Here is a 22,236-nt window from a genome sequence, read left to right as displayed (position 1 = left end):
GAACCCCTCACTTCTCGAAGCCGCCCAACCGGGCGTCGCGGGCTGCCGCGATCTTGCTCGGCAGGCCCCAGAGCTGCACGAAGCCCTTGGCCAGGGACTGGTCGAAGGTGTCGCCGGTGTCGTAGGTGGCCAGGCCGAAGTCGTAGAGGCTGGCCTCGGAACGCCGGCCGGTCACCACCGCCCGGCCGCCGTGCAGGGCCAGCCGTACCTCGCCGGAGACGTGCTGCTGGGTGTCGTCGATGAACGCGGCCAGCGCGTACCGCAGCGGCGAGAACCAGAGGCCGTCGTAGACCAGCTCGCCCCAGCGCTGGTCGACGCCCTTCTTGAACCGGGCCACGTCCCGCTCCACGGTGACGTTCTCCAGCTCCTGGTGGGCGGTGATCAGGGCGATCGCGCCGGGTGCCTCGTACACCTCGCGGCTCTTGATGCCGACCAGCCGGTCCTCGACCATGTCGAGCCGGCCCACGCCCTGGGCCCCGGCCCGCCGGTTCAGCTCCACGATCGCCTGGTACGGGGTGACCGTCTCGCCGTCGATCGCCACCGGTACCCCGGCGTCGAAGGTGATCACGACGGTGTCCGGGTCACGCGGCTCCGCCGGGTCGGCGGTGTAGGCGTAGACGTCCTCGATCGGGGCGTTCCAGATGTCCTCCAGGAACCCGGTCTCCACCGCCCGACCCCACAGGTTCTGGTCGATCGAGTACGGCGACTTGTGCGTGACGTCGATCGGCAGCCCCTTTTCCTCGGCGTACGCGATCGCCTTGTCCCGAGTCCAGGCGAAGTCCCTGGCCGGCGCGATCACCTTGAGGTCCGGGGCGAGGGCGCCGAGCCCGGCCTCGAACCGGACCTGGTCGTTGCCCTTGCCGGTGCAGCCGTGCGACACGATCGTGCCGCCGTAGTACCTCGCCGCCTCGACCAGGTGCTTGACGATCAGCGGCCGGGACAGCGCCGAGACCAGCGGGTACCGGTCCATGTAGAGCGCGTTGGCCCGCATCGCCGGGATGCAGTAGTCGGCCGCGAACTCCTCACGGGCGTCGACCACCACCGACTCGGCGGCGCCGCAGTCCAGCGCGCGCTGGCGGATCGCGGCCAGGTCCTCGCCGCCCTGCCCGACGTCGATCGCCACCGCGATCACCTCGGAGCCGGTCTGCTCGGCCAGATAGGGAATGGCGACCGAGGTGTCCAGGCCGCCGGAGTACGCCAGTACGACGCGCTCACTCATGGTGTGGTGTTCCCTTCAACAGGTTCTTCCCGGGCCGCCCAGGCGGAGAGCTTCTCCCCGAGCGCCGCGCCACCGGTGACCTCCCGGGCCACGACGAGGATGGTGTCGTCGCCGGCGATGGTGCCGACGACCTCCGGCAGCCCCGCCCGGTCCAGCGCGCTGGCCAGGTACTGGGCGGCACCGGGCGGGGTACGCAGCACGGCGATGTTGCCGCTGGAGTCGACCCCGTTGAGCAGTTCGCGGAGCAGCCGGATCAGCCGGGCCGGCGCCTGCTCGGCGTCCCGCAGCGGCCGCTTGCCGTCCTCCGGGATGAGGTAGACGGCCGGCCCGTCGCCGCCGCGCACCTTGACCGCGCCCAGCTCGTCCAGGTCGCGGGAGAGGGTGGCCTGGGTGACCTGCACCCCGGCGGCGGCGAGCAGGTCGGCCAACTCGGTCTGCGAGCGGATCGCCCGCTCGCGGATCAGGTCGACGATCCGGGCGTGCCGGGCGGCCCGGGTCAGTGGCCCGGTCATGCCGACTCGCCGACCACGGACGCGATGATCGAGGCCGCCGACGGCTCGCCCGCCGACTGCGCCGCGGCTTCCCCGGCGGCCGCACGCTCCTCGGCGTGCCGGTCCAGCAGCCAGGCGAGCAGTGCCTTCTGGGCGTGCAGCCGGTTCTCGGCCTGGTCGAAGACCCCGCTCCGGGGGCCGTCCAGCACCTCGTCGGTGATCTCCTCGCCCCGGTGCGCCGGCAGGCAGTGCAGCACCACGACCTCCGGGGCGGCGCCGGCCAGCAGCGTTTTGTTGACCTGGTAGGGCCAGAACGCGGTGACCCGGTCCCGACCGTCGCCCTCCTGCCCCATCGAGGTCCAGGTGTCGGTGGCGACCACGTCGGCGCCGGCCACCGCCTCGGCCGGGTCGCGCAGCACGCGTACCGAGCCGCCGGTGCCGGCCGCGATCTCGGCCGCCCGGTCCAGTACGGCCGGGTCGGGTTCATAGCCGGCCGGGCCGGCGACCCGGACGTGCATCCCGGCGGTCGCCCCGCCGACGAGGTAGGAGTGCGCCATGTTGTTGGCCGCGTCGCCGAGGTACGCCAGGGTCCGGCCGGCGGTGCCGCCGCAGTGTTCCCGGACGGTGAGCAGGTCGGCCAGGAGCTGGCAGGGGTGGAAGCCGTCGGTCAGCCCGTTCACCACCGGCACCGTCGCGCCCTCGGCGAGCTGGGCGATCCGGTCGTCGCCGAAGGTACGCAGCACGATCGCGGCGACGTACCGGGACAGCACCCGGGCCGCGTCCACCAGCGACTCGCCCCGGCCGAAGTGCGTGACCTGGGTGTCCACCACGATCGGGTGGCCACCCAACTCGGCGATGCCGACGTCGAAGGAGAGCCGGGTACGCAGGCTCGGCTTGTCGAAGAGCACCGCCACCGCCCGCGGGCCGACGAGCGGGCGCAGGGCGTACCGATCAGACTTCATCCGGGCGGCGAGGTCCAGTACCGCCGACTGCTCGGCCGGGCTGAGGTCGTCGTCACGCAGGAAGTGCCGGGGCATCAGAGTCCACCCCGGTTCTGCTCCACGACGGCCGGAGCCGACGTCTCCGGGCCTACCGGTGCCGCCGCGTCCAGCGCGGCCGGTGCCGCCGCGTCCAGCGCGGCCGGGAGGGCGGCCAGGAACGCGTCGGCCTGGTCCAGACTCAGGATCAGCGGTGGCGCCAGCCGGATCGTCGCCGGCTGCACCGGGTTGGTGAGAAAGCCGGCGTCCCGCAGCACCCCGGCGGTCGCGGCGGCGGCCGGGGCACGCAAAACGATGCCGAGCAGCAGCCCGACGCCGCGCACCTGGGCCACCAGCCGGTGGTCCAGCGCCTCCACCCCGCGCCGGATCCGCTCGCCGACCCGCTTCACGTGGTCGAGCAGCCCCTCGTTGGCGATGGTGGAGATGACGGCGAGGGCGGCGGCACAGCTCACCGGGTTGCCGCCGAAGGTGGTGCCGTGCAGACCCGGCCGGAGCAGCTCGGCGGCCTTGCCGAAGGCCAGGCAGGCACCGATCGGCAGCCCGCCGCCGAGCCCCTTGGCCAGGGTGACCAGGTCCGGCTCGATCCCGTCGGCCTGGTGCGCGAACCAGTGCCCGGTACGCCCGATCCCGGTCTGCACCTCGTCCAGCGCCAGCAGTGCACCGTGCGCGGCGGTGATCCGCCGGGCCGCGGCGACGTAGCCGGGCGGCGGCACGACGACGCCGTTCTCGCCCTGGATCGGTTCCAGGATCACCATCGCGGTCCGATCGGTGACCGCGGCGGCCAGCGCCTCGACGTTGCCGTACGGGACGTGGGTCACCTCGCCGGGCAGCGGGCGGAACGGGTCGGCCTTGGCCGGCTGCCCGGTGAGCGCCAGCGCGCCCATGGTCCGGCCGTGGAAGCCGCCCTCGGTGGCGACCACCTGGGTGCGCCCGGTCAGCCGGGACAGCTTGAAGGCGGCCTCGTTCGCCTCCGCGCCCGAGTTGGCGAAGAAGACCCGACCGGGGCGGCCGGCCAGCGCCAGCAGCAGTTCGGCCAGTGCCACCGGCGGCTCGGCGACGAAGAGGTTGGAGACGTGCCCGAGGGTGGCGACCTGCCGGGAGACCGCCTCGACCACCGCCGGGTGGGCGTGCCCGAGCGCGTTGACCGCGATGCCGCCGACCAGGTCGACGTACTCCCGACCGGCCTCGTCGACCACGACCGCGCCGCTGCCGCGGACCAGCGCGAGCTGCGGGGTCCCGTAGTTGTCCATCATGGACTGCGTCCAGCGGTCGACCAGGGTCGTTGTCATGACGAGACCGCCCCGGGCTCGGGAACCACCATCGTGCCGAATCCTTCCGATGTGAAAACTTCCAGCAGGGTCGAGTGCGCCACCCGCCCGTCCACCACGTGCGCCGCCGGCACCCCGCCGCTGACCGCCCGCAGGCAGGCCTCCATCTTCGGCACCATTCCCGACTCCAGCCTCGGCAGCAGGTCGGCGAGCTGACCGGTGGTGATCTCGGAGACCAGGCTGTCGGTGTCCGGCCAGTCGGCGTAGAGCCCGGGTACGTCGGTGAGCACCACCAGCTTGCGGGCCCGCAGCGCGACGGCCAGCGCGGCGGCGGCGGTGTCGGCGTTGAGGTTGTGCAGTACGCCGTCGACGTCCGGCGCGACGGTGGAGATCACCGGGATCCGGCCGGCCGAGATCAGGTCGGCGACCGCCGAGACGTTCACCCGGTCCACGTCGCCGACCTGGCCGATGTCGACCGGTTCGCCGTCCACGTACGCCGGCCGGCGTACCGCTGTGAAGAGCCGAGCGTCCTCGCCGGAGAGGCCGACCGCGTACGGGCCGTACCCGTTGATCAGACCGACCAGTTCCCGGCCGACCTGGCCGACCAGCACCATCCGGACCACGTCCATCGCCTCGGGCGTGGTGACCCGCAGCCCGCCCTTGAACTCGCTGGTGATGCCGAGCCGGCGCAGCATGGCGGAGATCTGCGGCCCGCCGCCGTGCACCACCACCGGCTTCAGCCCGGCGTAGCGCAGGAAGACCATGTCGGCGGCGAACGCCCGCTGCAACTCCGGGTCGATCATCGCGTTGCCGCCGTACTTCACCACGACGGTGGAGCCGGAGAAGCGGGCCAGCCAGGGCAGCGCCTCGATGAGGGTGGCCGCCTTGCGCTGCGCCTCGGTCAGATCACGGGTCAGCATCATGGCCGTGCCTGCGTTCCGTTCGCGACTGCGGGACTCCGCTTCGCTGCGTTCCTCGCGCTCACGTCGAATACGCCGAGTTCTCGTGCACGTACGCGTGCGACAGGTCGTTGGTCAGGATGGTTGCCTCGGCCGGGCCGGCGTGCAGGTCGATCCGGATGGTCACCTGCCGGCCGGAGAGGTCGACCTTGGCTCGGTCCTCGGCGGCGGCCCCGGACCGGCACACCCAGATCCCGTTGACCGCCACGTCGATGCCGTCCGGCTCGAATGCCGCGGCCGTGGTGCCGACGGCGGCGAGGATCCGGCCCCAGTTCGGGTCGTTGCCGAACAGCGCGGTCTTGACCAGGTTGTTCCGGGCGACCGCCCGACCGACCTCGACCGCGTCGTCCTCGTCGGCCGCCCCGACCACCTCGATCGCGACCTCCTTGCTGGCGCCCTCGGCGTCGGCCACCAGTTGCCGGGCCAGGTCCCGGCAGGCCTCGGTGACCGCGGCGGTCAGCTCGGCCTGGCTCGGCGCGATCCCGGAGGCACCGCTGGCCAGCAGCAGTACGGTGTCGTTGGTGGAGAGGCAGCCGTCCGAGTCGACCCGGTCGAAGCTGACCCGGCATGCCTCCCGGAGCACCTCGTCCAGCAGGGCCGGTCCGGCGACCGCGTCGGTGGTGACCACGCAGAGCATGGTGGCCAGCGCGGGCGCGAGCATGCCGGCGCCCTTGGCCATCCCGCCGACCGTCCAGCCGGTGCCGGCGACCACGGTCGTCTTGGGCCGGGTGTCAGTGGTCATGATCGCCTCGGCCGCCGCCGGTCCGCCGTCGGCGGTCAGCCCGGCCACCGCCGTGTCCACTCCGGACAGCAGCCGCTCCATCGGCAGTCGTTCCCCGATCAGCCCGGTCGAGCAGATCGCCACCTCGCCGGCGCCGACCGCCGGCCCGCGGTCAGCGGATCCGGAGAGCGCGGCGGCGGCGTGTTCGGCGGTGGCGTGGGTGTCCTGGAAGCCGGGCGCTCCGGTGCACGCGTTGGCGCCGCCGGAGTTGAGCACCACGGCCCGGACCAGCCCGGCCCGGAGCACCTGCTGACTCCAGAGCACCGGTGCCGCCTTGACCCGGTTCGCGGTGAAGACCCCGGCCGCCGTGGCGTCCGGTCCGTCGTTGACCACCAGCGCGACGTCCCGGGCGCCGCTGGACTTGAGTCCGGCGGCGACGCCGGCCGCCCGGAATCCCCGGGGCACGGTGACGCTCATGCCGGCCCTCCGCTGCGCTCCGGACCGTCATGAGGCTCATCCGCACTGAACTGACTGATTCGCTCGCTCCGCACGCTCATGCCGGCCCTCCGCTGCGCTCCGGACCGTCATGAGGCTCATCCGCACTGAACTGACTGATTCGCTCGCTCCGCACGCTCATGCCCACCCTCCCTCGTTGCCTGCCGCCGCGCTCTCCGCCCGGCCCCGCGGTGCCCAGGCACGCGGCCCGCGACGCTGCCGAACCGACGGGTACGCAGCCCGCTGCCGCGACGCCATCAGCGACCGACGGCCATCCGACTGCCGCGACACCTGCGGTGACCGGCGGGGCCCGGCTGTCGTCGGCGCCCCGATCACGGTGCCACCCCGTGCACGGACAGGCCGGTGATCTCCGGCAGCCCGAGCATCAGGTTGGCGCACTGCACCGCCTGGCCGGCGGCACCCTTGCCCAGGTTGTCGATGGCACTGACTACGATCAGCCGACCGGAGTCGACGTCGACGGTCGCCTGTAGGTGGCAGGAGTTGCCGCCCAGCGTGGCGGCGGTGTGCGGCCACTGCCCCTCCGGCAGGAGGTGCACGAACGGCGCGTCCGCGTACGCCTCGGCCAGCACCGCGCGCGGATCGGCCGGGGCGCCGTCGGCGGGCAACGCGGTGACGGTGGCCAGGATGCCGCGCGGCATCGGGGCCAGCACCGGCGTGAAGGAGAGCCCGGTCGCCCCGCTGGCCTGCTTGATCTCCGGGACGTGCTGGTGGGCGCCGACCTTGTAGGGCGAAAGGTCGCCCATCACCTCGCTGCCGAGCAGGTGCGGCTTGGCCGACCGGCCGGCTCCGGAGGTGCCGGAGGCGGCGACCACCACGACGTCGTGCGGGGCGGCCACCCCGGCGGCGAGCAGCGGGGCGAGGGCGAGGATGGTGGCCACCGCGTAGCAGCCGGTGGCGGCGACCCGGGTCGCACCGGCGATCGCCGCCCGCTGGCCGGGCAACTCCGGCAGGCCGTAGGCCCAGGCGCCGGCGTGGGTGCCGCCGTAGTAGCGGGTCCAGGCGGCGGCGTCGGTGAGCCGGTGGTCCGCACCGAGGTCCACCAGGCGGACCCCGCCGGGCAGGGCGGCGGCCAGCGCCGCCGACTCGCCGTGCGGCAGGGCCAGGAAGACCAGGTCCGCGTCGGCGAGCACCGCCGGTTCGGTCCGGCCGAGCACCAGGTCGAGGCCGGTGAGCTGCGGGTGTACGGCGGCGACCGGCTGACCGGCCTGGCTGTGTGCGGTGGCGGCGACGAGGTCGAGTTCGGGGTGCCCGGCAATCAGCCGGAGCAGTTCACCACCCGCGTAGCCACTCGCGCCGGCGACCGCGACTCGAATTCCCATGCCCACCTCCGCATTTCTATGCAGTGAGCACGCTAGCAGACATCACCGAACCACTGCAAGTATATGCGGTAGACTGAATGATCTTTCGACCGGTGGACCGAAGTTGCACATCTGCGTCGACGCGATCTACCCGGCCGGGCCGTCGACCGTCACCGCGACCCCGACCCGATATGTCCGGCGGCTGCACCCGGCAGGGCCACGGCATGTCCGGCCGCGCCCCCACGCCACCGCTCGTGGCCGCGCCGGTTGTCCCCCACCGGAAAGCCCGGTGGTCGCCCGGATCTGCGCCGAGCAGCAGGGGATCAGGCCGGTCCGATCAACTGCCACAGGCCCAGCCGGTCCGGTGCCGTCCGGCAGACCAGGGCGGACGGGCCGGCCCGGCAGTCCACCACCCCCGGCGGCAGGGCACCGAGGATCCGCAGCCCCGCACCGTCGGCCACGGCCAGCAGCGACCGGCCGTCGTAGGCGTCCGGCCGGATCAGGATGTCCGGAGACCAGACGATCGAGTTCCACCCCCGGGGCCGGGCCCGGCGCCACCGCTCCGCCCCGCTGGCCGGATCCAGCGCGACCACCCGCGATTCACCGTCCAGGCAGGCCAGCCCTGCGCAGTCCCGGATCAACTCGCCGATCCCGTCACCCGGCCGGGTCCACCGTCGGGTCAGCCCGGGCAGGTCGTACCCGCTGACGGCCGGTTCCCGCCCGGCGGGGTGCCGCAGCACCAGCCGGCCGCCGACCACCCGGGGGTTGCTCTGTGCGTAGTCGGCCGGCGGCAGTTCACCGGTGCCGACCAGTGCACCGGTGGCAAGGTCGCGCAGTTCCGCCGTGACGTTGTCGTGCACGATCAGCACCCGAGCCGGATCGCCGGGCACCGGCTGCACGACCGCGGTCGACGCCAGCCGCAGCCGCCACCGGACCTCCCCGGTGGCCAGGTCCACCGCCTCGACCGCTCCCTCCAGCCGTCGACCGGCACCGGAGACGCTGCGCACCTCGGAGACCCCGAGTCCGAGGTCGCTGCCGCCGACCCGGATGACCCGGCCCGGCCGGCTCCACCGCACCGCGCCCGTGCGGACCGACCTGGCGGCGGTCACCGTACGCCGGCCGACGGAGTCGAGTTCGGCGACCAGCAGGATCTCGCCGACCCGCTCCGCGTAGTGCCGGCCGGCCATGGTGACCGGTACCGTCCAGCGCCGGTCCCCGCCCGGCAGGTCGTACGCGCTGAGGGTGCCCGGCCGGCCGGCCAGCGCGGCGGAGACGAGCAGTACGTCGTCGGCGACGACGTACGTGCTCTCGGCCGGCACGTCGAGACCGCCCACCGGCCGCAGCGCACCGTCCGGCGGCGCGGCGGCGGTGACCCCGAAGACCACGAACAGACCGGAGAACAGCCCCGCCAGCCAACGCACCGAGACCCGGCGCGACCCGGGCGAAGGCGGCGTTTCGACATCGGGGAGGCCGCGGTCGTCGCCGAGGTCGATGAGCACCGTGGCGTGGCTCTCCACCTGGTCTTGGTCTCCCGATCTGCGGGCCCGGTCCCGGGCTCGGCGGTCAACCGAGCCTAGCCCGCCCGGCCACGATGTCGTCCGGCACGGCGCCGCCCGCCGTCACTCGGCTGGCGGCGGTCACCGCACCGTCCCGCAGCCTCGATGCCGCCCCGAAGATCGTGGGTCGCGGGCCCGACGCGCGTCAGTCGCAGATCTCGTCGAACTCCTGCCGGACCTGCTCGAACGCCGTGTCGAACTCGGCGAGCTTGGGCCGCAGCGTGGTGGCCGGCTGACTGGAGTCGATGTCGGCCGCTTCGATGGTGTCGGCCAGGCGCTGGATCGCGCCTTTCACGTCGCCGTCCGCAGACTCCGCCAACTTCGCCAACTCGGGTTGCATGGCTTCGATCTGGGTAGCCCGGACCTCCTCCGCCGAGCCTCGCAGGCCATGGAACTGGCCGAGCACGGTCCGGGCGTCGTCGCACGCCTGCGGCGAGGTGTTGACCCCCGCCCCGCGACATCCCCCGGCAAACAGCAACACCAGCAGCACGCCGCACCCGAGCGCCCGCCGTCGATGACTCCCCACCCCGTAACCTCCGAAAGTCGTCTGCGAGGCAGATCCTTCAGCATCGGCAGCGAGATGTCCATTCTTCGATGTCACACGCACCGTCGATGTCACAGGCGCCGGCCGGGCGGGTCTGGCCCGCGCATCCCACCATCAGGCTCCGGCCGCAACTTCAGGATCTGCCACACCGCCAGGAGCACCAGTCCGACGCCGACGCCGGCCCACACCCCGGCTGCGAAGGGTGTGGAGCGCCGCTCGGACAGGATCCCGAGGGCGGGGCGGGCGATCGCGATGCCGACCCCGGCCATACTGGCGACCACCCCGAAGACCAGGGCGCGGACCCGGCGCGAGGTGACCTCGTTGGTGAGCACCTCCAGCACCGTCATCCCTAGCGCGTAGCCGAGGCCCATCACCGGCAGGAACAGAAACGGGCCGAGCCACTCCGCCTGGCTCACCGCGACGAGGGTGGCGAGCACGAGCAGGAACGACACGGTCAGCGCGAGCCGTCGGCGCGGCACCGAGACATATCCGGCCAGCAGGCCGCCGAGCACCGACGCGGCGGCGAAGGTCGCGTACATCCAGCCGGTGACCTGCGCGGACAGCCCGAGTTCCAGGGCCAGTGGCTGGAAGAGTATCCGGGCGCTCCAGCCGAACAGCAGCAGCAGGACCCCCAGCCACACGGCCCGGCGCAGCCGCACGTCGGCCACCGCGGCCCGGATGTCGGCGTACACCGAAGAGAGCGTGGTCGTGACCCGTGATCCGGCGATCTCCGGCAGGGTCAGGGCGAGCAGGAACGCCAACCCGGCCAACCCGGCGGTGACGGTGAACGGCAACGTCGGTTCCATCTTGTACAGGTAGCCGGCGGCGAGCAGGGAGAGCAGCACCGAGCCGCTGCCCACCGCCCGGATCAGCCCGAAGGCCCGGGCCGGATTGATCTCCAGGTCGTCCTGAAGGCAGAGTTCGTAGAGGTAGGCGCTGGCCGCCCCGGAGGTGAGCGCCCAGAGTACGGCCCAGAGCACCCACGCGGCGAAGAGCATCTGCACGGTGCGGACCTGCGAGATCGCCGCGAACGTCAGTACCGCACCCCCGGCCAGCGTCAGGTACGCCCGGCGCCGCCCCATCCGGTCCGCGAGCACACCCACCGGAAGCTCGCAGGCCACCGAGACGATCCGGAACACTCCGTCGGCGAGTACCGCGGTCGCCAGCGGGAAGCCGAGGTCGAGCAGGTAGATCAGCCAGATCGGAAACCAGAACTGGACCTCCAGCAGGAACTGGGTGACCGCGAAGGTTCGGATCGCCCGGCTGCGCAGCGCCTGCCTCATCCAGCCTCGCCGTGGCTGGCGCGGTGACGGCCTTCCGTGTCCGGGCCGGACTTCACGGACGCCAGGCCGGACGCCACGGACGCCAGGCCGGACTCCCCCGGTGCCGGGCGGGACTCCGCCGCTGCCGGACCGGACTCCACGGGTGCCAGGGCGGCCGGACCCGCTCCGGTCGGACCGGCGGAGCTCATGCGCTGCGATCCCGCCGGAAGAACAGGTACACGACGACCAGCAGCGCGGAGACCACCCCGGAGGTGACCAGGATGGCGTCCGCCGGTTGCGAGGCGACCCAGGCCACCAGGGAGGATCGGCCGAGGTCGTAGACGGCCATCTCCGGATCGCTGGCGATGGAGCGGCCGAACTCGGTCACCGCGAGCGCCGTACCGAGGATCGACGTCATGGCGATGCCGAGCAGGATCAGGTCCGTGAACATCGCCGACCGGGCCGTACGCCGGGCGGCGAGCTCGGCCAGCCGCCGCCCACAGAGTTCGATCTTGAAGAGCACGGGCTGCTCCAGGAGCTTCTCGTAGTCCCAGAAGTCGAGGATCGCGTCCATCTCGACCCGTACCGCCCGCTTGAGGTACTTCGACAGGTCCTGGCGCTCCATGATGATCAGCTCGGCCCGCTGGCTCAGCCCGGTCAGTTTTCCCTTGAGCTGCTCCAGCTCCCACCGCGAGTCGGCCGCCGCCGAGTCGGCGAGGATCTTCGACAGCCGGGCGTCGATCCGCTCCAGCACCCCGTAGAAGACCTGGGCGTAGCGCAGCGCCTCCCACTGGTCCCGGAACGGGTCGCCGGGCAGCATCCGGGCGCCCGCACCGGTCCGGTCCAGGAAAAGGTAGTTCAGCCAGCGGACCAGGTGGTCGAGGCCGCCGTCGAGCAGCCGGTCCGCCGGGGCGCGCTGGTCGTCGCCGATGACGACGTCCTTGACCCAGTGCCGGGTCATCTCCTCGGCACCCGGCGCGGACGGGTCGACCACCAGGCTGCGGGTCACCCAGAGCGCCTCGCCGAACTCCGCCGTCACCGGGTCGTCGGCCGGGGTGGCCGCCGCCAGCACCTCCTCGTCCCGGTCCGCCTCGCGCAGCAGCGCGAGCACCGGGTCCAGGTACCGCCGGACGACCTCCCGGGCGGTCTGCTCACCCAACTCCACCGCCCGGGCCTGCAACTCGTCGAGCCGGGCCGGCAGCCGGTCGGCCTGCCCGGCCAGCCAGGGGTCCACCTCCGCCAGCATCTCCAGCAGCATCAGCCCGTGGTCGTAGAGCCGGAAGCTGATCTCCACGAGTCCGGCCCACAGCAGGTCACCGGAGCGTTCCGCCAGATGCTCCGGGCGGAGCCGGCCGGTGAGCACGTGCAGCGTCCGCTCCGCCGCGTGCTCGCTGATGCTGCGGTAGAGGTTCAGCGAACTGCGCGGCCGGGTGTGCTTGAGCACCACCGCCGGCGGCGACCCGGCCGGCGCCGACGCCGCCCCGGCAGCCTCCGCCGGGACGGGCGGCGCCAGCCGCGGCAGCAGCGCGTCCAGGGCCGGCTGCCGCTCGGTCCAGAACCGCGCGTGCGCCTCCGGATCCCGCAGCGCCGCTCCGGGTACGGCGTAGAAGTCGACCACCACCGGGGCGAGGATCCGTAGCTGGGTCATCGGCCCGCCGTTCCCAGCCGGAGCGCCCGGGCGTCGACGTGCAGTACCCGCCCCTGCGCCGGCCCGTTGGTCAGCTTCACCTCGACCAGGATCCGCCCCGGGCTCGGACCGACCCGGCCGACGAACTCCTCCGGCCAGTCGAGCACCTGTGCCCGGGTGCCCTGCGGGGCGAGCAGCACCAGCCTGCCGTGTTCGTCGCACAACTCCACCAGTCCGGTGCCGCCGATCGGATCGAGGGTGACCTCCCGCTGCGCGGACGGGCTGAGTTCGGCGACGATCTCCGCGTACTCCTCGCTCCGGCGCAGCTCCCCGAGCACCTGGTTGAACTCCCGCATCACCGCGGCCGCCTCGGCGCTGTCCGCCATCATGAAGTACAACCCCTCCACGGAGTGGATCAGCGGGTCATCGCCCTGGAGGTGGCCGAAATCGCCGACGTCACCGGCGAAGGAGGGGTCGGCCAGCGCCGCCTGGCCGGAGAGCAGCCCCTCGGCGAGCAGGTCGATGCGGCCGTCGGCCAGCGCCCGGAATCCCTCCAGTGTGGACGGGAACTCCACGAAGTCGGTCACCGCCGACTCCAACTCGTCCCAGTAGCCGTACCCGGTGATGCCGCCGACCCGCAGCGCACTCAGCTCGGCGGCGGACGAGACCCTCGGCTGGCCGGCCCGGCGGTTGTAGAAGAGCACGTACTCGAAGTCGACGAGCGGGTCCGACAGCAGCAGGTCCGCCCGCCGGGACTCGCTGGCCACCAGCGGGAACGTCCCGATGGTGGCACCGGAGCGGACCTGCTCCTCGGCCAGTGACCAGGAGGTGTACCTGATCTCGGGGCGGTAGCCGGAGCGGCTGAGGACCTCCACCACCAGCTCGGTGACCGGGCCGCCGTCGGGCAGTTCCGGGCCGACGAACGGGGCCCACTCTCCACTGGAGACCAGCACCGGCCGGGACGGCGAGGTGGGCGACGGGCGCAGTCCGGCCACCACGTACGCCCCGGCCACGGCCAGCACCAGCAGCAGGGCGAGCACCGGGCCCCAGATCCGGAGTGGCTTGAGCAGGGCGTTCCATCTGGTTGGGTTCGGCGTCACGTTCGATCTTCCAATCCGGGACAGTGACGCCGGGGTCTGCGGCACGCGTACCCCCGAGACGTCTCCGCGAGACCGTAGAGTACAAGATCCGCGAAACCGGACAGGCTCGCTACACCAGGCACGGCCGACATCCCCCGCCGAAGAACGTCGCGGCCGCCGCGCCGGAGCGCGACGGCCGCGATCGACCATCCGTCGGGGTCGTCGTCCCGGTCAGGCGCCCCGGAGCACCGCCCCGAACCGGCGGGCCGCCTCGGCCACCGCCGCGTCCCGGGCGGCCACCGCCTCCTCGCCGGTCAGCGTCCGGTCCGGCGCCCGGAACACCAGCTTGTACGCCAGTGACCGGCGCCCCTGCCCCAACTGCTCGGAGGAGTAGACGTCGAAGAGCCGGATCGACTCCAGCAGCTCGCCGGCTCCCTCGGCCAGCGCCCGGCCCACCTCGTCAGCCGGCACGCCGGCGTCCAGCACCAGCGCCACGTCGATCAGCGCGGGCGGATATCCGGAGATCCGGGGTGCCGACACCACCGGGGCGGGCGGCAGGGCGTCCAGGTCGATCTCCAGGGCACTGGTCCGGGGCGGCAGGTCCAGCTCGGCCAGTACCGCCGGATGCAGCTCACCGGCGTGCCCGACCAGTACGTCGTCGACCCGGAGCTCGGCGCACCGGCCCGGGTGCCAGGGCGCGTACCCGGCCTGCCGGACCACCACCCGGTGCCCGGGGATGCCGGCGGCGGCCAGCACGTTCCGGCCCGCCTCCACGGCGTCCGCCCAGCCGGCCGGGCGCCCCGCGCCCCACCAGCCGGCCGGCTCCACCTCGCCGGTCAGCACCGCGGCGACCCGCCACGGCTGGTCCGGCAGGACGGCGTCGGCGGCCCGGAACTCCTCGTCGCTCGGCCGGTGGTCCACACCCATCGCGGGCGGCGGGGCGGTTCCCGGCCGGGGCAGGAAGACCATGCCGATCTCGTAGAGCGCCACGTCGCGGTGGCCCCGTCCGAGGTTGCGGCGCAGCGTGCCGAGCACGGTGCCGAGCAGCATGGTCCGCATCAGCGGCTCGGTGTCCGCCAGCGGGTTGGCCAGGCGTACCGCGGTCCGGCGCGGGTCGTCGGCGGGCAGGCCGAGCCGGTCGAACAGCTCCACGGCGACGAACGGCGGGGAGAGCACCTCGACGAAGCCGCTCTCCGCGAGGGTACGGCTCACCGAGCGGCGCCGCCGCTGCTCCGGGGTCAGCCCCCGGCCGGGCGGCGCGACCGGCAGCACCGACGGCACCTTGTCGTAGCCGTCCAGCCGGATCACCTCCTCGACCAGGTCCGCCGGGTCGGTGAGGTCGGGCCGCCAGGTCGGCGGGGTGACCACCAGGGTCTCCGGCCCGCTCGCGTGCCGCCCCCCGTTTCCGTTGCCGTTGCCGGCACGCCCGTCGCCGACCGCCACCGCGCAGCCGACCCGCTCCAGCAGCGCCACCGTCCGGCCCGGCTCGTACGGCACCCCGGCCCGCCGTGCCGGCAGGTCCGCGTCGATGACGATCCGGTTCGGCGGGCTGACGTGGTCGACGTCCAGCACCTCGGCGCCGGCCGTGCCTCCCCCGTACGTGGTGAGCAGCGCGACCGCCCGCTCCAGGGCGACCAGCGGCAGTGCCGGGTCGACGCCCCGCTCCCAGCGCTTGGCGGCCTCGCTGAAGAGCCGGTGCCGGCGGGCCGTCCGGCCGACCACCACCGGGTCCCAGTGCGCCGCCTCGAAGAGCACGTTGACGGTGGTGTCGGCGACCTCGCTGGTCTCGCCGCCCATCACGGCGGCAAGCGAGATCGGCACCCCGCCGTCACCGGCCACCGATCCGGGCAGGCCGGCGTCGCAGATCACCAGGTCCTCCGGGTCGAGTGCCCGGACGACCCCGTCCAGCGTGGTCAGCCGCTCCCCCGGCACCGCCCGGCGGACCACCAGCTCGCCCCGGAGCGCGTCCAGGTCGAAGGCGTGCATCGGCTGGCCCAGCTCCAGCATGAGGTAGTTGGTGATGTCGACCGGCAGCGAGATGGTCCGGATGCCGGCGTGGGTCAGCCGCCGCCGCATCCAGGTCGGCGACTCGGCGGCCGGGTCGATCCCCCGGACCACCCGCGCGGCGAACCGGTCGCAGCCGACGGTGTCGACGACCCGGATCGGGTACGCCGGCTCCGGCGTCGCCCCGGGCGCGGGTGAGCGCCCCGGGTCCCGGAACGGCACCTCGAAGGCGTGCGACAGCTCCCGGGCCAGCCCGCGGACGGACATCGCGTACCCCCGGTCCGGGGTGATCTCGACCTCGACGACCACGTCGTCGAGCCCGACCACCGGCCGCGCGTCGTCACCGGGCTTGGCCGGCACGTCCTCGGGCAGCACCAGGATGCCCGCGTGGTCGTCGCCGATCCCCAGCTCGCGGACCGAGCAGATCATCCCGTTGGAGTTGCGCCCGTACGTCTTCCGGGCGCCGATCGCGAACCCGCCGGGCAGTACGCCGCCGGGCAGGATCACCACCACCCGGTCGCCGACGGCGAAGTTGGTCGCCCCGCAGACGATCTCCTGCGGCTCGCCGGTGCCGTTCGCGGCGCCGACGTCGACCCGGACGAACCGGATCGGCTTCTTGAACCCGGTCAGCTCCTCGATCTCGAGCACCTCGCCGACCACCAGCGACCCGGTGACGGTGCCGCGCAGGTCCACGATGGACTCGACCTCGATGCCGAGGTTGACCAGCGCCTGGTCCAGCTCCTCGGGGCTCAGCTCGGCGGGCAGGTCGACATGCTCGCGCAGCCAGGAAACAGGAATTCGCATGACTCAGACCACCGCATCCGTTCCGACGTTCGCCATCCCGTTCACACCTCGACCCCGAACGCGCGGGTGAACCGCACGTCGCCCTCGGCCATGTCCCGCATGTCGCCGATGCCGTGCCGGAACATCAGCGTGCGCTCGATGCCCATCCCGAAGGCGAATCCGGAGTAGACGTCCGGGTCGATGCCGCAGGCCCGCAGCACCCGGGGGTTGACCATGCCGCAGCCGCCCCACTCCACCCAGCGCGGGCCGTCCCGGTGCTGGGCGAACCAGACGTCGAACTCGCCGCTCGGCTCGGTGAACGGGAAGTAGTGCGGGCGCCAGCGGGTCCGTGCCTCGGCCCCGAACATCGCCTTGGCCAGGTGGTCCAGGGTGCCCCGCAGGTGCGCCATGGTGATCCCCTCGTCCACCACCAGCCCTTCGACCTGGTGGAAGACCGGACTGTGCGTGGCGTCCAGCTCGTCGGTCCGATAGACCCGGCCGGGGCAGACGACGTAGATCGGCGGCTTGCGGGCCAGCATCGTCCGGGCCTGCACCGGCGAGGTGTGCGTACGCAGCACCAGCCCCGGTACGTCCAGGTAGAAGGTGTCCATGGTGCCCCGGGCCGGATGGTCCGGCGGGATGTTCAGGGCGTCGAAGTTGGTCCACTCCAACTCGACCTCGGGCCCCTCGGCGATCTCGTAGCCCATCCCGACGAAGAGGTCGCCGATCCGCTCCGACAGGGTGCTGATCGGGTGCCGGGCGCCGCGCGGCCGCCGGTCGTAGGGCATCGTGACGTCCACCCGCTCCTCGGCGAGGATCCGCTCGGCCTGCGCCGCCTGGACGACCGCGAGCCGCTGCGCGTAGGTGGACTCGATCGACCGGCGGGCCTCGTTGACCCGCTTGCCGGCGTCGGACTTGGCGGCCGGCGGCAGCGCGCCGATCTCCCGGCGGGCCAGCGACACCGGCGCCCGGTCGCCGAGGTGCGCCCGGCGCAGTTCGGCCAGCCCGTCGGGATCGGTGGCGGCGTCGAACGCGGCCGTCGCGTCGGCCACCGCCGCCGCCAGCGCCTCCGGGTCGAGCAGGGCGACCTGCTTCGGGTCGTACGGGTCGTTGCGATACGTCATGGCGTGCGGCTACTCCCTCTACATCGCGGGCGGTGGTCCCGCTGCCTGCGCGTCGAATGTCCCCTGCGCCGCCGTGGACGCCTCCGGCACTCCGCCGGAGACCCGGATCGGCCCGCTCACGAGCGGTACGAGAACCGGGCGATCCGGTCGGTGTGCGCCGGAGCACCGGCGACGCCGTGGACAGGTCGGTGAACCTCGGTCAACCTCCCCGTGCGGGTCCATCGTGGCCCCAGGTCAGGTTCGGGGCGCCGGCACCGCGCTGTTCAGGTTGAAGAGGTTCGGTGGGCAGCCCTTCCGGGCGGCTCCGGAGAGTCTACGGACGGGCGGCTGGGCCGCAGCCCGCCGGTGGGGAGGGTGCGCAGGGAGGAGAAGAGTCAGCCCTGCCGCCCGCCGACACCGGCGGGCTGGCTAAACGAGTGGCGTCGCGCATCGCGGACGCGCCACTTCGCGGACTCGGTCATCAGGTCGACAACTCCCTGGTCTGTTCTGCTGCCCCGGGGCCCATTATGCGCGCTCCGGCGCGGTGCGGGCGGCCCCGGGCCGCAGTGCTCTGGCCGAAGCGTACAGGCAGACCGCGGCGGCGGCAGCCAGGTTGAGGCTCTCTGCCCGGCCGTGCAGCGGCACGCGTACCCGGGCGTCGGCGGCGTCGGCCAGCTCCGCCGGCAGACCGTGCGCCTCGGAGCCGAACAGCCAGGCGGTGGGCCGGGCCAGGCCGCCGGAGTCGGCGAGGTCGTCCAGGTCGGTCTCGCCGTAGCCGGAGGCGGCCAGCACGGCCAGCCCGGCCGCCCGCAGCTCGGCCACCACGTCGGCCGGTTCGGCAGCCCGGACCACGTCGAGGTGGAAGAGGCTGCCGGCCGACGACCGCACGCACTTGCCGTTGTACGGGTCGACCGCGTCCCCGGCGAAGACCACCGCGCCGGCCCCGGCGGCGTCGGCGGTGCGCAGCACGGTGCCGGCGTTGCCGGGGTCACGGATCTCGGCCAGCGCGGCGACCAGCCGGGGACGCCGCTCCAGCGCGGTGCCGATCGGCACGTCGAGCCGGGCGCAGACCGCGACGATCCCCTGCGGGGCGACCGTCTCGGTCAGCGCCGCGAGCGCCTCGTCGGTCACCCCGGAGACCGGTACTCCGGCCGTGTCGGCGGTGCCGGCGAGCTCGGCGTACCGGTCGAGCCCGGCCGGGGTGCCGAAGAGCTCGACCACCACGCCCGGCGCGGCCAGCGCCTCCCGGACCGCCTGCGGGCCCTCTGCCAGGAACCGGCCGGTGGCGTCACGTTCCCGGCGCCGGTGCAGCCGCCGGGCCGCGACAATCCTCGGGGTACGCGGAGTGAACAGCGGCTGATCCGGTGCCCGGACATGGTCAAGGCGCCCCACCTGCGGGTTTACCGACATGCGGGACGCCTCGATCGGGTGTCGCGGTGTGGTCAGGCGGCCTGGGCCGACGCGCCACCGGTGCCCTCGGCCGCCACGGCAGCGCGGGCCACCTCGACGATGGCCGCGAAGGCCGTCGGGTCGTTGACGGCGAGGTCGGCCAGGATCTTGCGGTCCACCTCGACGCCGGCCAGCTTCAGACCCTGGATGAGCCGGTTGTAGGTCATCCCGTTGGCGCGGGCTGCCGCGTTGATCCGGGTGATCCAGAGCTGCCGGAAGTCGCCCTTGCGGTCGCGCCGGTCCCGGTAGGCGTACTGCATCGAGTGCAGCACCTGCTCCTTGGCCTTGCGGTAGAGCCGGGACCGCTGGCCGCGGTAGCCGCTGGCGGTCTCCAGCAGCGTACGGCGCTTCTTCTGGGCGTTCACTGACCGCTTGACGCGTGCCATCTCAACTACTCCTTCAGGTCAAGAGGCGCGCGTCAGCGGGCCAGCAACTTCTTGATTCGCTTGACGTCGGCCTTGGCCACCTCGACGGTGCCGGTGAGCCGGCGGGTCCGGGTGGAGGGCTTCTTCTCCAGGTTGTGCCGGAGGCCGGCCTGCTGGGCAACGATCTTGCCCTTGCCGGTCACCTTGACCCGCTTGCCCATCCCGGTGTGGCTCTTCATCTTCGGCATCTTGGTGCGTCTCTCCCCTGTTACTCGCCGGTGGTTCCGGCGGGTCCGGCCGGTCCGGGCGCCGCCTCGGCGACCGGCGATGCCTCGGCGGCACCGGCCTCCCGCTCTCGCGGCGAGCCAGCCCGGGCAGCCGTGGCGGCGGCCTTGGTGGCCCGATGCGGAGCCAGGACCATGATCATGTTACGGCCGTCCTGCTTCGGAGCGGCCTCGACGTACCCCAGTTCCGAGATCTCGGATTCGAGTCGGCGCAGGAGCCGGTAACCCAGCTCCGGTCGGCTCTGCTCGCGACCGCGGAACATGATCGTCACCTTGACCTTGTCACCCGCCTTGAGGAACCGCACCACGTGACCCTTCTTGGTCTCGTAGTCGTGCGGATCGATCTTCGGACGGAGCTTCATCTCCTTGATGACGGTCTGTTGCTGGTTACGCCTGGCTTCGCGCGCCTTGAGTGCGGACTCGTATTTGTATTTACCGAAGTCCATGAGCTTGCACACCGGCGGGCGCGCCATGGGCGCAACCTCGACCAGGTCCAGGTCGACGTCCGCGGCCAGCTGCAGAGCGCGCTCCAGTGGGACGATGCCCACCTGCTCGCCCTCAGGGCCGACCAGTCGGACCTCACGTGCCCGGATCTGTTCGTTCACGCGTGGCTCGACGCTGATGGGGCCTCCTCGTGGTGATCCTCACCGGCCGCGCGTCAGCGGTGGCCGGTCCTAACGTCTTCGACCCAAAGCAGAAGGCCCCGGCGCATGCCAGGGCCCGCTCGACCGGTCTGCGGCGATCGACGATCGCACTCCGGATCGACTAAGAGCCGAACCGGTGACCGGACCCGGCCACCGAATGGGGCGACACGGGTGGGAGCAGGCGCTCCGCTTCTTGACTGCCTGTGGATAACCCAGACAGTGGTCGACTGGTAAAGACTAGCAGGTCAGCCCGCAGGATGCCAAAACGGGCACGCCGGGGACGGCAGGTCACCGACGGGCGATCACCGCGCCGTCCGCTGGCCCTGGACGACCTCGGGTTCCGGCTGTGCCGGCTGGGGCTGCTGCTGCGCGGCATGCAGCGCACGCAGGGCCCGTACGCCGTCCACCGCCAGCTCGCGGTCCACCGCCTGGAGGGCCAGCACCGGCACCAGCTCGTCGTCGTGCAGCTCCAGGCTGGCCCAGGCCGAGCTCCGGTCGAAGCGGACCGCCCGGACCACGTCCCAGGGCAGGTCGTAGCCGCGGAAGACGTTGCGCACCCGGACCCCCTGGGCGTCCGCCTCCACCCGGGGCCGGGTGAAGAGCAGCACCACGAAGCCGCCCAGCACGCCCAGCCCGGCCATGGCGAGCTGGTCGCCGCGCTGGAAGGTAGCCGCCCCGGAACCGGTCGAGCCGTGCAGCCCGATGCTCAGCAGGGCGAACATGACCACCAGCGCGGGCGCCAGGATCCAGCAGACCGTCCGGATGCGTCGCGGACGCACGCGTACGGTGCCGGGATCACGGGCGACGGCGGATTGGGTCACGCCGTCCAGTCTGCCATCCGGCGTCCGACCGGATGCCGCCAGCCCACCGGAGACGGAGCACGGTGAGCGCCCGGAATGCCCTGCTGTACCGCTCGATCAGGTCGGCCCCGACCGGTATGGCGGCGGGCCGGGATACCGAACCGGGCCGTGGCCGGCTCAGGTGGCGGCCGGGGCACCCCGGGCCGCCCGACCGGAGACGACCACCGCGAGCAGGGTCAGCACCGCCCCGACCAACACCGCCAGGCTCGCGCCGGGTCCACCCGGCCGCAGGTCGAGCAGGAGCGCCCCGCCCAACTGCCCGGCGACCAGGGCCAGGCCGGTACGGAGCAGTCCCATCGACCGGATGCCGACCAGCAGCGCGACGGTGATCGTCACCCCGAGCGGACCACCGACGTACAGGTACCACTCGCTCGGCCAGCCGGTGGCGCCGAGCTGGGCCAGGGCGCCGGTCACGGCCGCCACCGGCAGCATCACCGCGCTGCTCACCGCGAAGTTGACCGCCGTGGCGGCGGCCGGGTCGGCGACCGTGGAGATCCGGCCGTTCAGCGCGCCCTGGACGGCGACCAGCACCCCGCAGACGACGCCGAGCAGCACCAGCCCCACCGCCAGGTCGCCGACCGGCCGGCCGAACTGGGCCAGCGCCACCGCCGCGATCCCGAGCAGCGCACCCGCCACCCGGGACCGGGTCAATCCCATCCGGCCGGCCGGGGCGAGCCGGGTCCGGTCGACGACGAGCCCGCCACCGCTGTTCCCGGCCACCTGGGCGATGGTGTAGACCGCCACCCCGAGCACCGGCACGATGTACGTCGCCGCGACGATGAAGAACGCCCCGCACAGCCCGCCCAGATACGTCCACCACGGCAGCCTGGTCCGGCGCAGCACCCCGAGACCGGCGCGCATCGACGGCAGGGCGAGCAGGCCGAGCAGGACCAGGGCCACGCCGCCGGTGTTGTTGACCAGCGCCCCGATGATCGGATGACCGGTCCGCTCGCCCATCTCGGCGTTGGCCAGGCTCTGCGCCGCCGAGCCCACCCCGGCCAGTACGGTCAGCCCGATCGCCGCCCAGCCCGGCAGCACCTTCACCGGCAGACCCGGCACCCTTCGCACAGCGACACCCCGTCCGAACGCGCCGCCCGGACGGGTCGCCGTTCGACCGGCTCCGCACAGCGCCGGTCCAGCTTCACAGCCGGCGGGTACGGCTGTCAGTGATCGTGACCAGGATCGCTCCGCCCACCCAACCACCCG

Annotated in this window: 20 protein-coding genes; all 20 read right to left on the bottom strand. The window is 73.1% G+C overall.

What is annotated here, in order from left to right; translation table 11 throughout:
- Positions 1 to 7 precede the first annotated feature (7 nt).
- Positions 8 to 1,219 (bottom strand): argininosuccinate synthase, encoded by a 1,212-nt coding sequence (locus R6Y94_RS20505; protein WP_318397480.1) that lies wholly within the window; start codon positions 1,217 to 1,219, stop codon positions 8 to 10.
- On the bottom strand, positions 1,216 to 1,731 hold the full coding sequence (locus tag R6Y94_RS20500; protein WP_318397479.1) for an arginine repressor: 516 nt from the start codon (positions 1,729 to 1,731) through the stop codon (positions 1,216 to 1,218). Before R6Y94_RS20500 ends, R6Y94_RS20505 begins: the two co-directional genes overlap by 4 nt.
- Positions 1,728 to 2,747, bottom strand: a complete 1,020-nt coding sequence (argF, locus tag R6Y94_RS20495; RefSeq protein WP_318397478.1) for an ornithine carbamoyltransferase — start codon at positions 2,745 to 2,747, stop codon at positions 1,728 to 1,730. Before argF ends, R6Y94_RS20500 begins: the two co-directional genes overlap by 4 nt.
- Positions 2,747 to 3,997 carry an acetylornithine transaminase gene (locus tag R6Y94_RS20490; RefSeq protein ID WP_318397477.1) on the bottom strand — a complete coding sequence of 417 codons (1,251 nt, stop codon included), beginning with the start codon at positions 3,995 to 3,997 and terminating at the stop codon, positions 2,747 to 2,749. The genes argF and R6Y94_RS20490 overlap by 1 nt, the downstream gene beginning before the upstream one ends.
- Positions 3,994 to 4,899, bottom strand: coding sequence for an acetylglutamate kinase (gene argB, locus R6Y94_RS20485; RefSeq protein WP_318397476.1), 906 nt, complete (start codon positions 4,897 to 4,899; stop codon positions 3,994 to 3,996). The genes R6Y94_RS20490 and argB overlap by 4 nt, the downstream gene beginning before the upstream one ends.
- Before the next feature lie 58 nt (positions 4,900 to 4,957).
- Positions 4,958 to 6,133, bottom strand: coding sequence for a bifunctional glutamate N-acetyltransferase/amino-acid acetyltransferase ArgJ (argJ, locus tag R6Y94_RS20480; protein ID WP_318397475.1), 1,176 nt, complete (start codon positions 6,131 to 6,133; stop codon positions 4,958 to 4,960).
- 350 nt (positions 6,134 to 6,483) lie between these two features.
- On the bottom strand, positions 6,484 to 7,491 hold the full coding sequence (gene argC, locus R6Y94_RS20475) for an N-acetyl-gamma-glutamyl-phosphate reductase (RefSeq protein ID WP_318397474.1): 1,008 nt from the start codon (positions 7,489 to 7,491) through the stop codon (positions 6,484 to 6,486).
- A 302-nt stretch (positions 7,492 to 7,793) separates the two neighbouring features.
- The gene (locus tag R6Y94_RS20470) at positions 7,794 to 8,987 is read right to left on the bottom strand and encodes a PQQ-binding-like beta-propeller repeat protein (RefSeq protein WP_318397473.1); all 1,194 of its coding nucleotides are present in this window, start codon (positions 8,985 to 8,987) and stop codon (positions 7,794 to 7,796) included.
- Between the two features lie 184 nt (positions 8,988 to 9,171).
- A complete protein-coding gene (locus tag R6Y94_RS20465; protein ID WP_318397472.1) occupies positions 9,172 to 9,516 on the bottom strand; it encodes a hypothetical protein in 345 nt (114 codons plus the stop codon).
- A gap of 125 nt (positions 9,517 to 9,641) precedes the next feature.
- Entirely contained in the window at positions 9,642 to 10,853 is a 1,212-nt protein-coding gene (locus R6Y94_RS20460; protein ID WP_318397471.1) for an MFS transporter, read from the bottom strand.
- A 184-nt stretch (positions 10,854 to 11,037) separates the two neighbouring features.
- The gene (locus R6Y94_RS20455; protein ID WP_318397470.1) at positions 11,038 to 12,480 is read right to left on the bottom strand and encodes a hypothetical protein; all 1,443 of its coding nucleotides are present in this window, start codon (positions 12,478 to 12,480) and stop codon (positions 11,038 to 11,040) included.
- Positions 12,477 to 13,559, bottom strand: coding sequence for a transporter substrate-binding domain-containing protein (locus tag R6Y94_RS20450; protein WP_318397469.1), 1,083 nt, complete (start codon positions 13,557 to 13,559; stop codon positions 12,477 to 12,479). The genes R6Y94_RS20455 and R6Y94_RS20450 overlap by 4 nt, the downstream gene beginning before the upstream one ends.
- A 210-nt stretch (positions 13,560 to 13,769) precedes the next feature.
- Positions 13,770 to 16,346: a phenylalanine--tRNA ligase subunit beta gene (gene pheT, locus R6Y94_RS20445; RefSeq protein ID WP_318397468.1), complete on the bottom strand. Its 2,577-nt coding sequence runs from the start codon at positions 16,344 to 16,346 to the stop codon at positions 13,770 to 13,772.
- 41 nt (positions 16,347 to 16,387) lie between these two features.
- The gene (pheS, locus tag R6Y94_RS20440) at positions 16,388 to 17,449 is read right to left on the bottom strand and encodes a phenylalanine--tRNA ligase subunit alpha (RefSeq protein WP_318397467.1); all 1,062 of its coding nucleotides are present in this window, start codon (positions 17,447 to 17,449) and stop codon (positions 16,388 to 16,390) included.
- Positions 17,450 to 17,953: 504 nt separating this feature from the next.
- A complete protein-coding gene (locus tag R6Y94_RS20435; RefSeq protein ID WP_318397466.1) occupies positions 17,954 to 18,838 on the bottom strand; it encodes an RNA methyltransferase in 885 nt (294 codons plus the stop codon).
- 32 nt (positions 18,839 to 18,870) lie between these two features.
- Positions 18,871 to 19,263, bottom strand: a complete 393-nt coding sequence (gene rplT, locus R6Y94_RS20430) for a 50S ribosomal protein L20 (protein WP_101366673.1) — start codon at positions 19,261 to 19,263, stop codon at positions 18,871 to 18,873.
- A gap of 32 nt (positions 19,264 to 19,295) precedes the next feature.
- Positions 19,296 to 19,490 (bottom strand): 50S ribosomal protein L35, encoded by a 195-nt coding sequence (rpmI, locus tag R6Y94_RS20425; protein WP_318397465.1) that lies wholly within the window; start codon positions 19,488 to 19,490, stop codon positions 19,296 to 19,298.
- Positions 19,491 to 19,510: 20 nt separating this feature from the next.
- Entirely contained in the window at positions 19,511 to 20,131 is a 621-nt protein-coding gene (gene infC / locus R6Y94_RS20420) for a translation initiation factor IF-3 (protein WP_318397464.1), read from the bottom strand.
- A gap of 341 nt (positions 20,132 to 20,472) precedes the next feature.
- Positions 20,473 to 20,991 carry a PH domain-containing protein gene (locus tag R6Y94_RS20415; protein WP_318397463.1) on the bottom strand — a complete coding sequence of 173 codons (519 nt, stop codon included), beginning with the start codon at positions 20,989 to 20,991 and terminating at the stop codon, positions 20,473 to 20,475.
- A 156-nt stretch (positions 20,992 to 21,147) separates the two neighbouring features.
- Entirely contained in the window at positions 21,148 to 22,098 is a 951-nt protein-coding gene (locus R6Y94_RS20410; protein ID WP_318397462.1) for a DMT family transporter, read from the bottom strand.
- Positions 22,099 to 22,236 lie beyond the last annotated feature (138 nt).

It is taken from the genome of Plantactinospora sp. KLBMP9567, assembly GCF_033446045.1.
Taxonomy (GTDB): Bacteria; Actinomycetota; Actinomycetes; order Mycobacteriales; family Micromonosporaceae; genus Plantactinospora.
The sequence above is the reverse complement of the archived record's forward strand: the minus strand, read 5'-3'. Positions and strand labels throughout refer to the sequence as shown.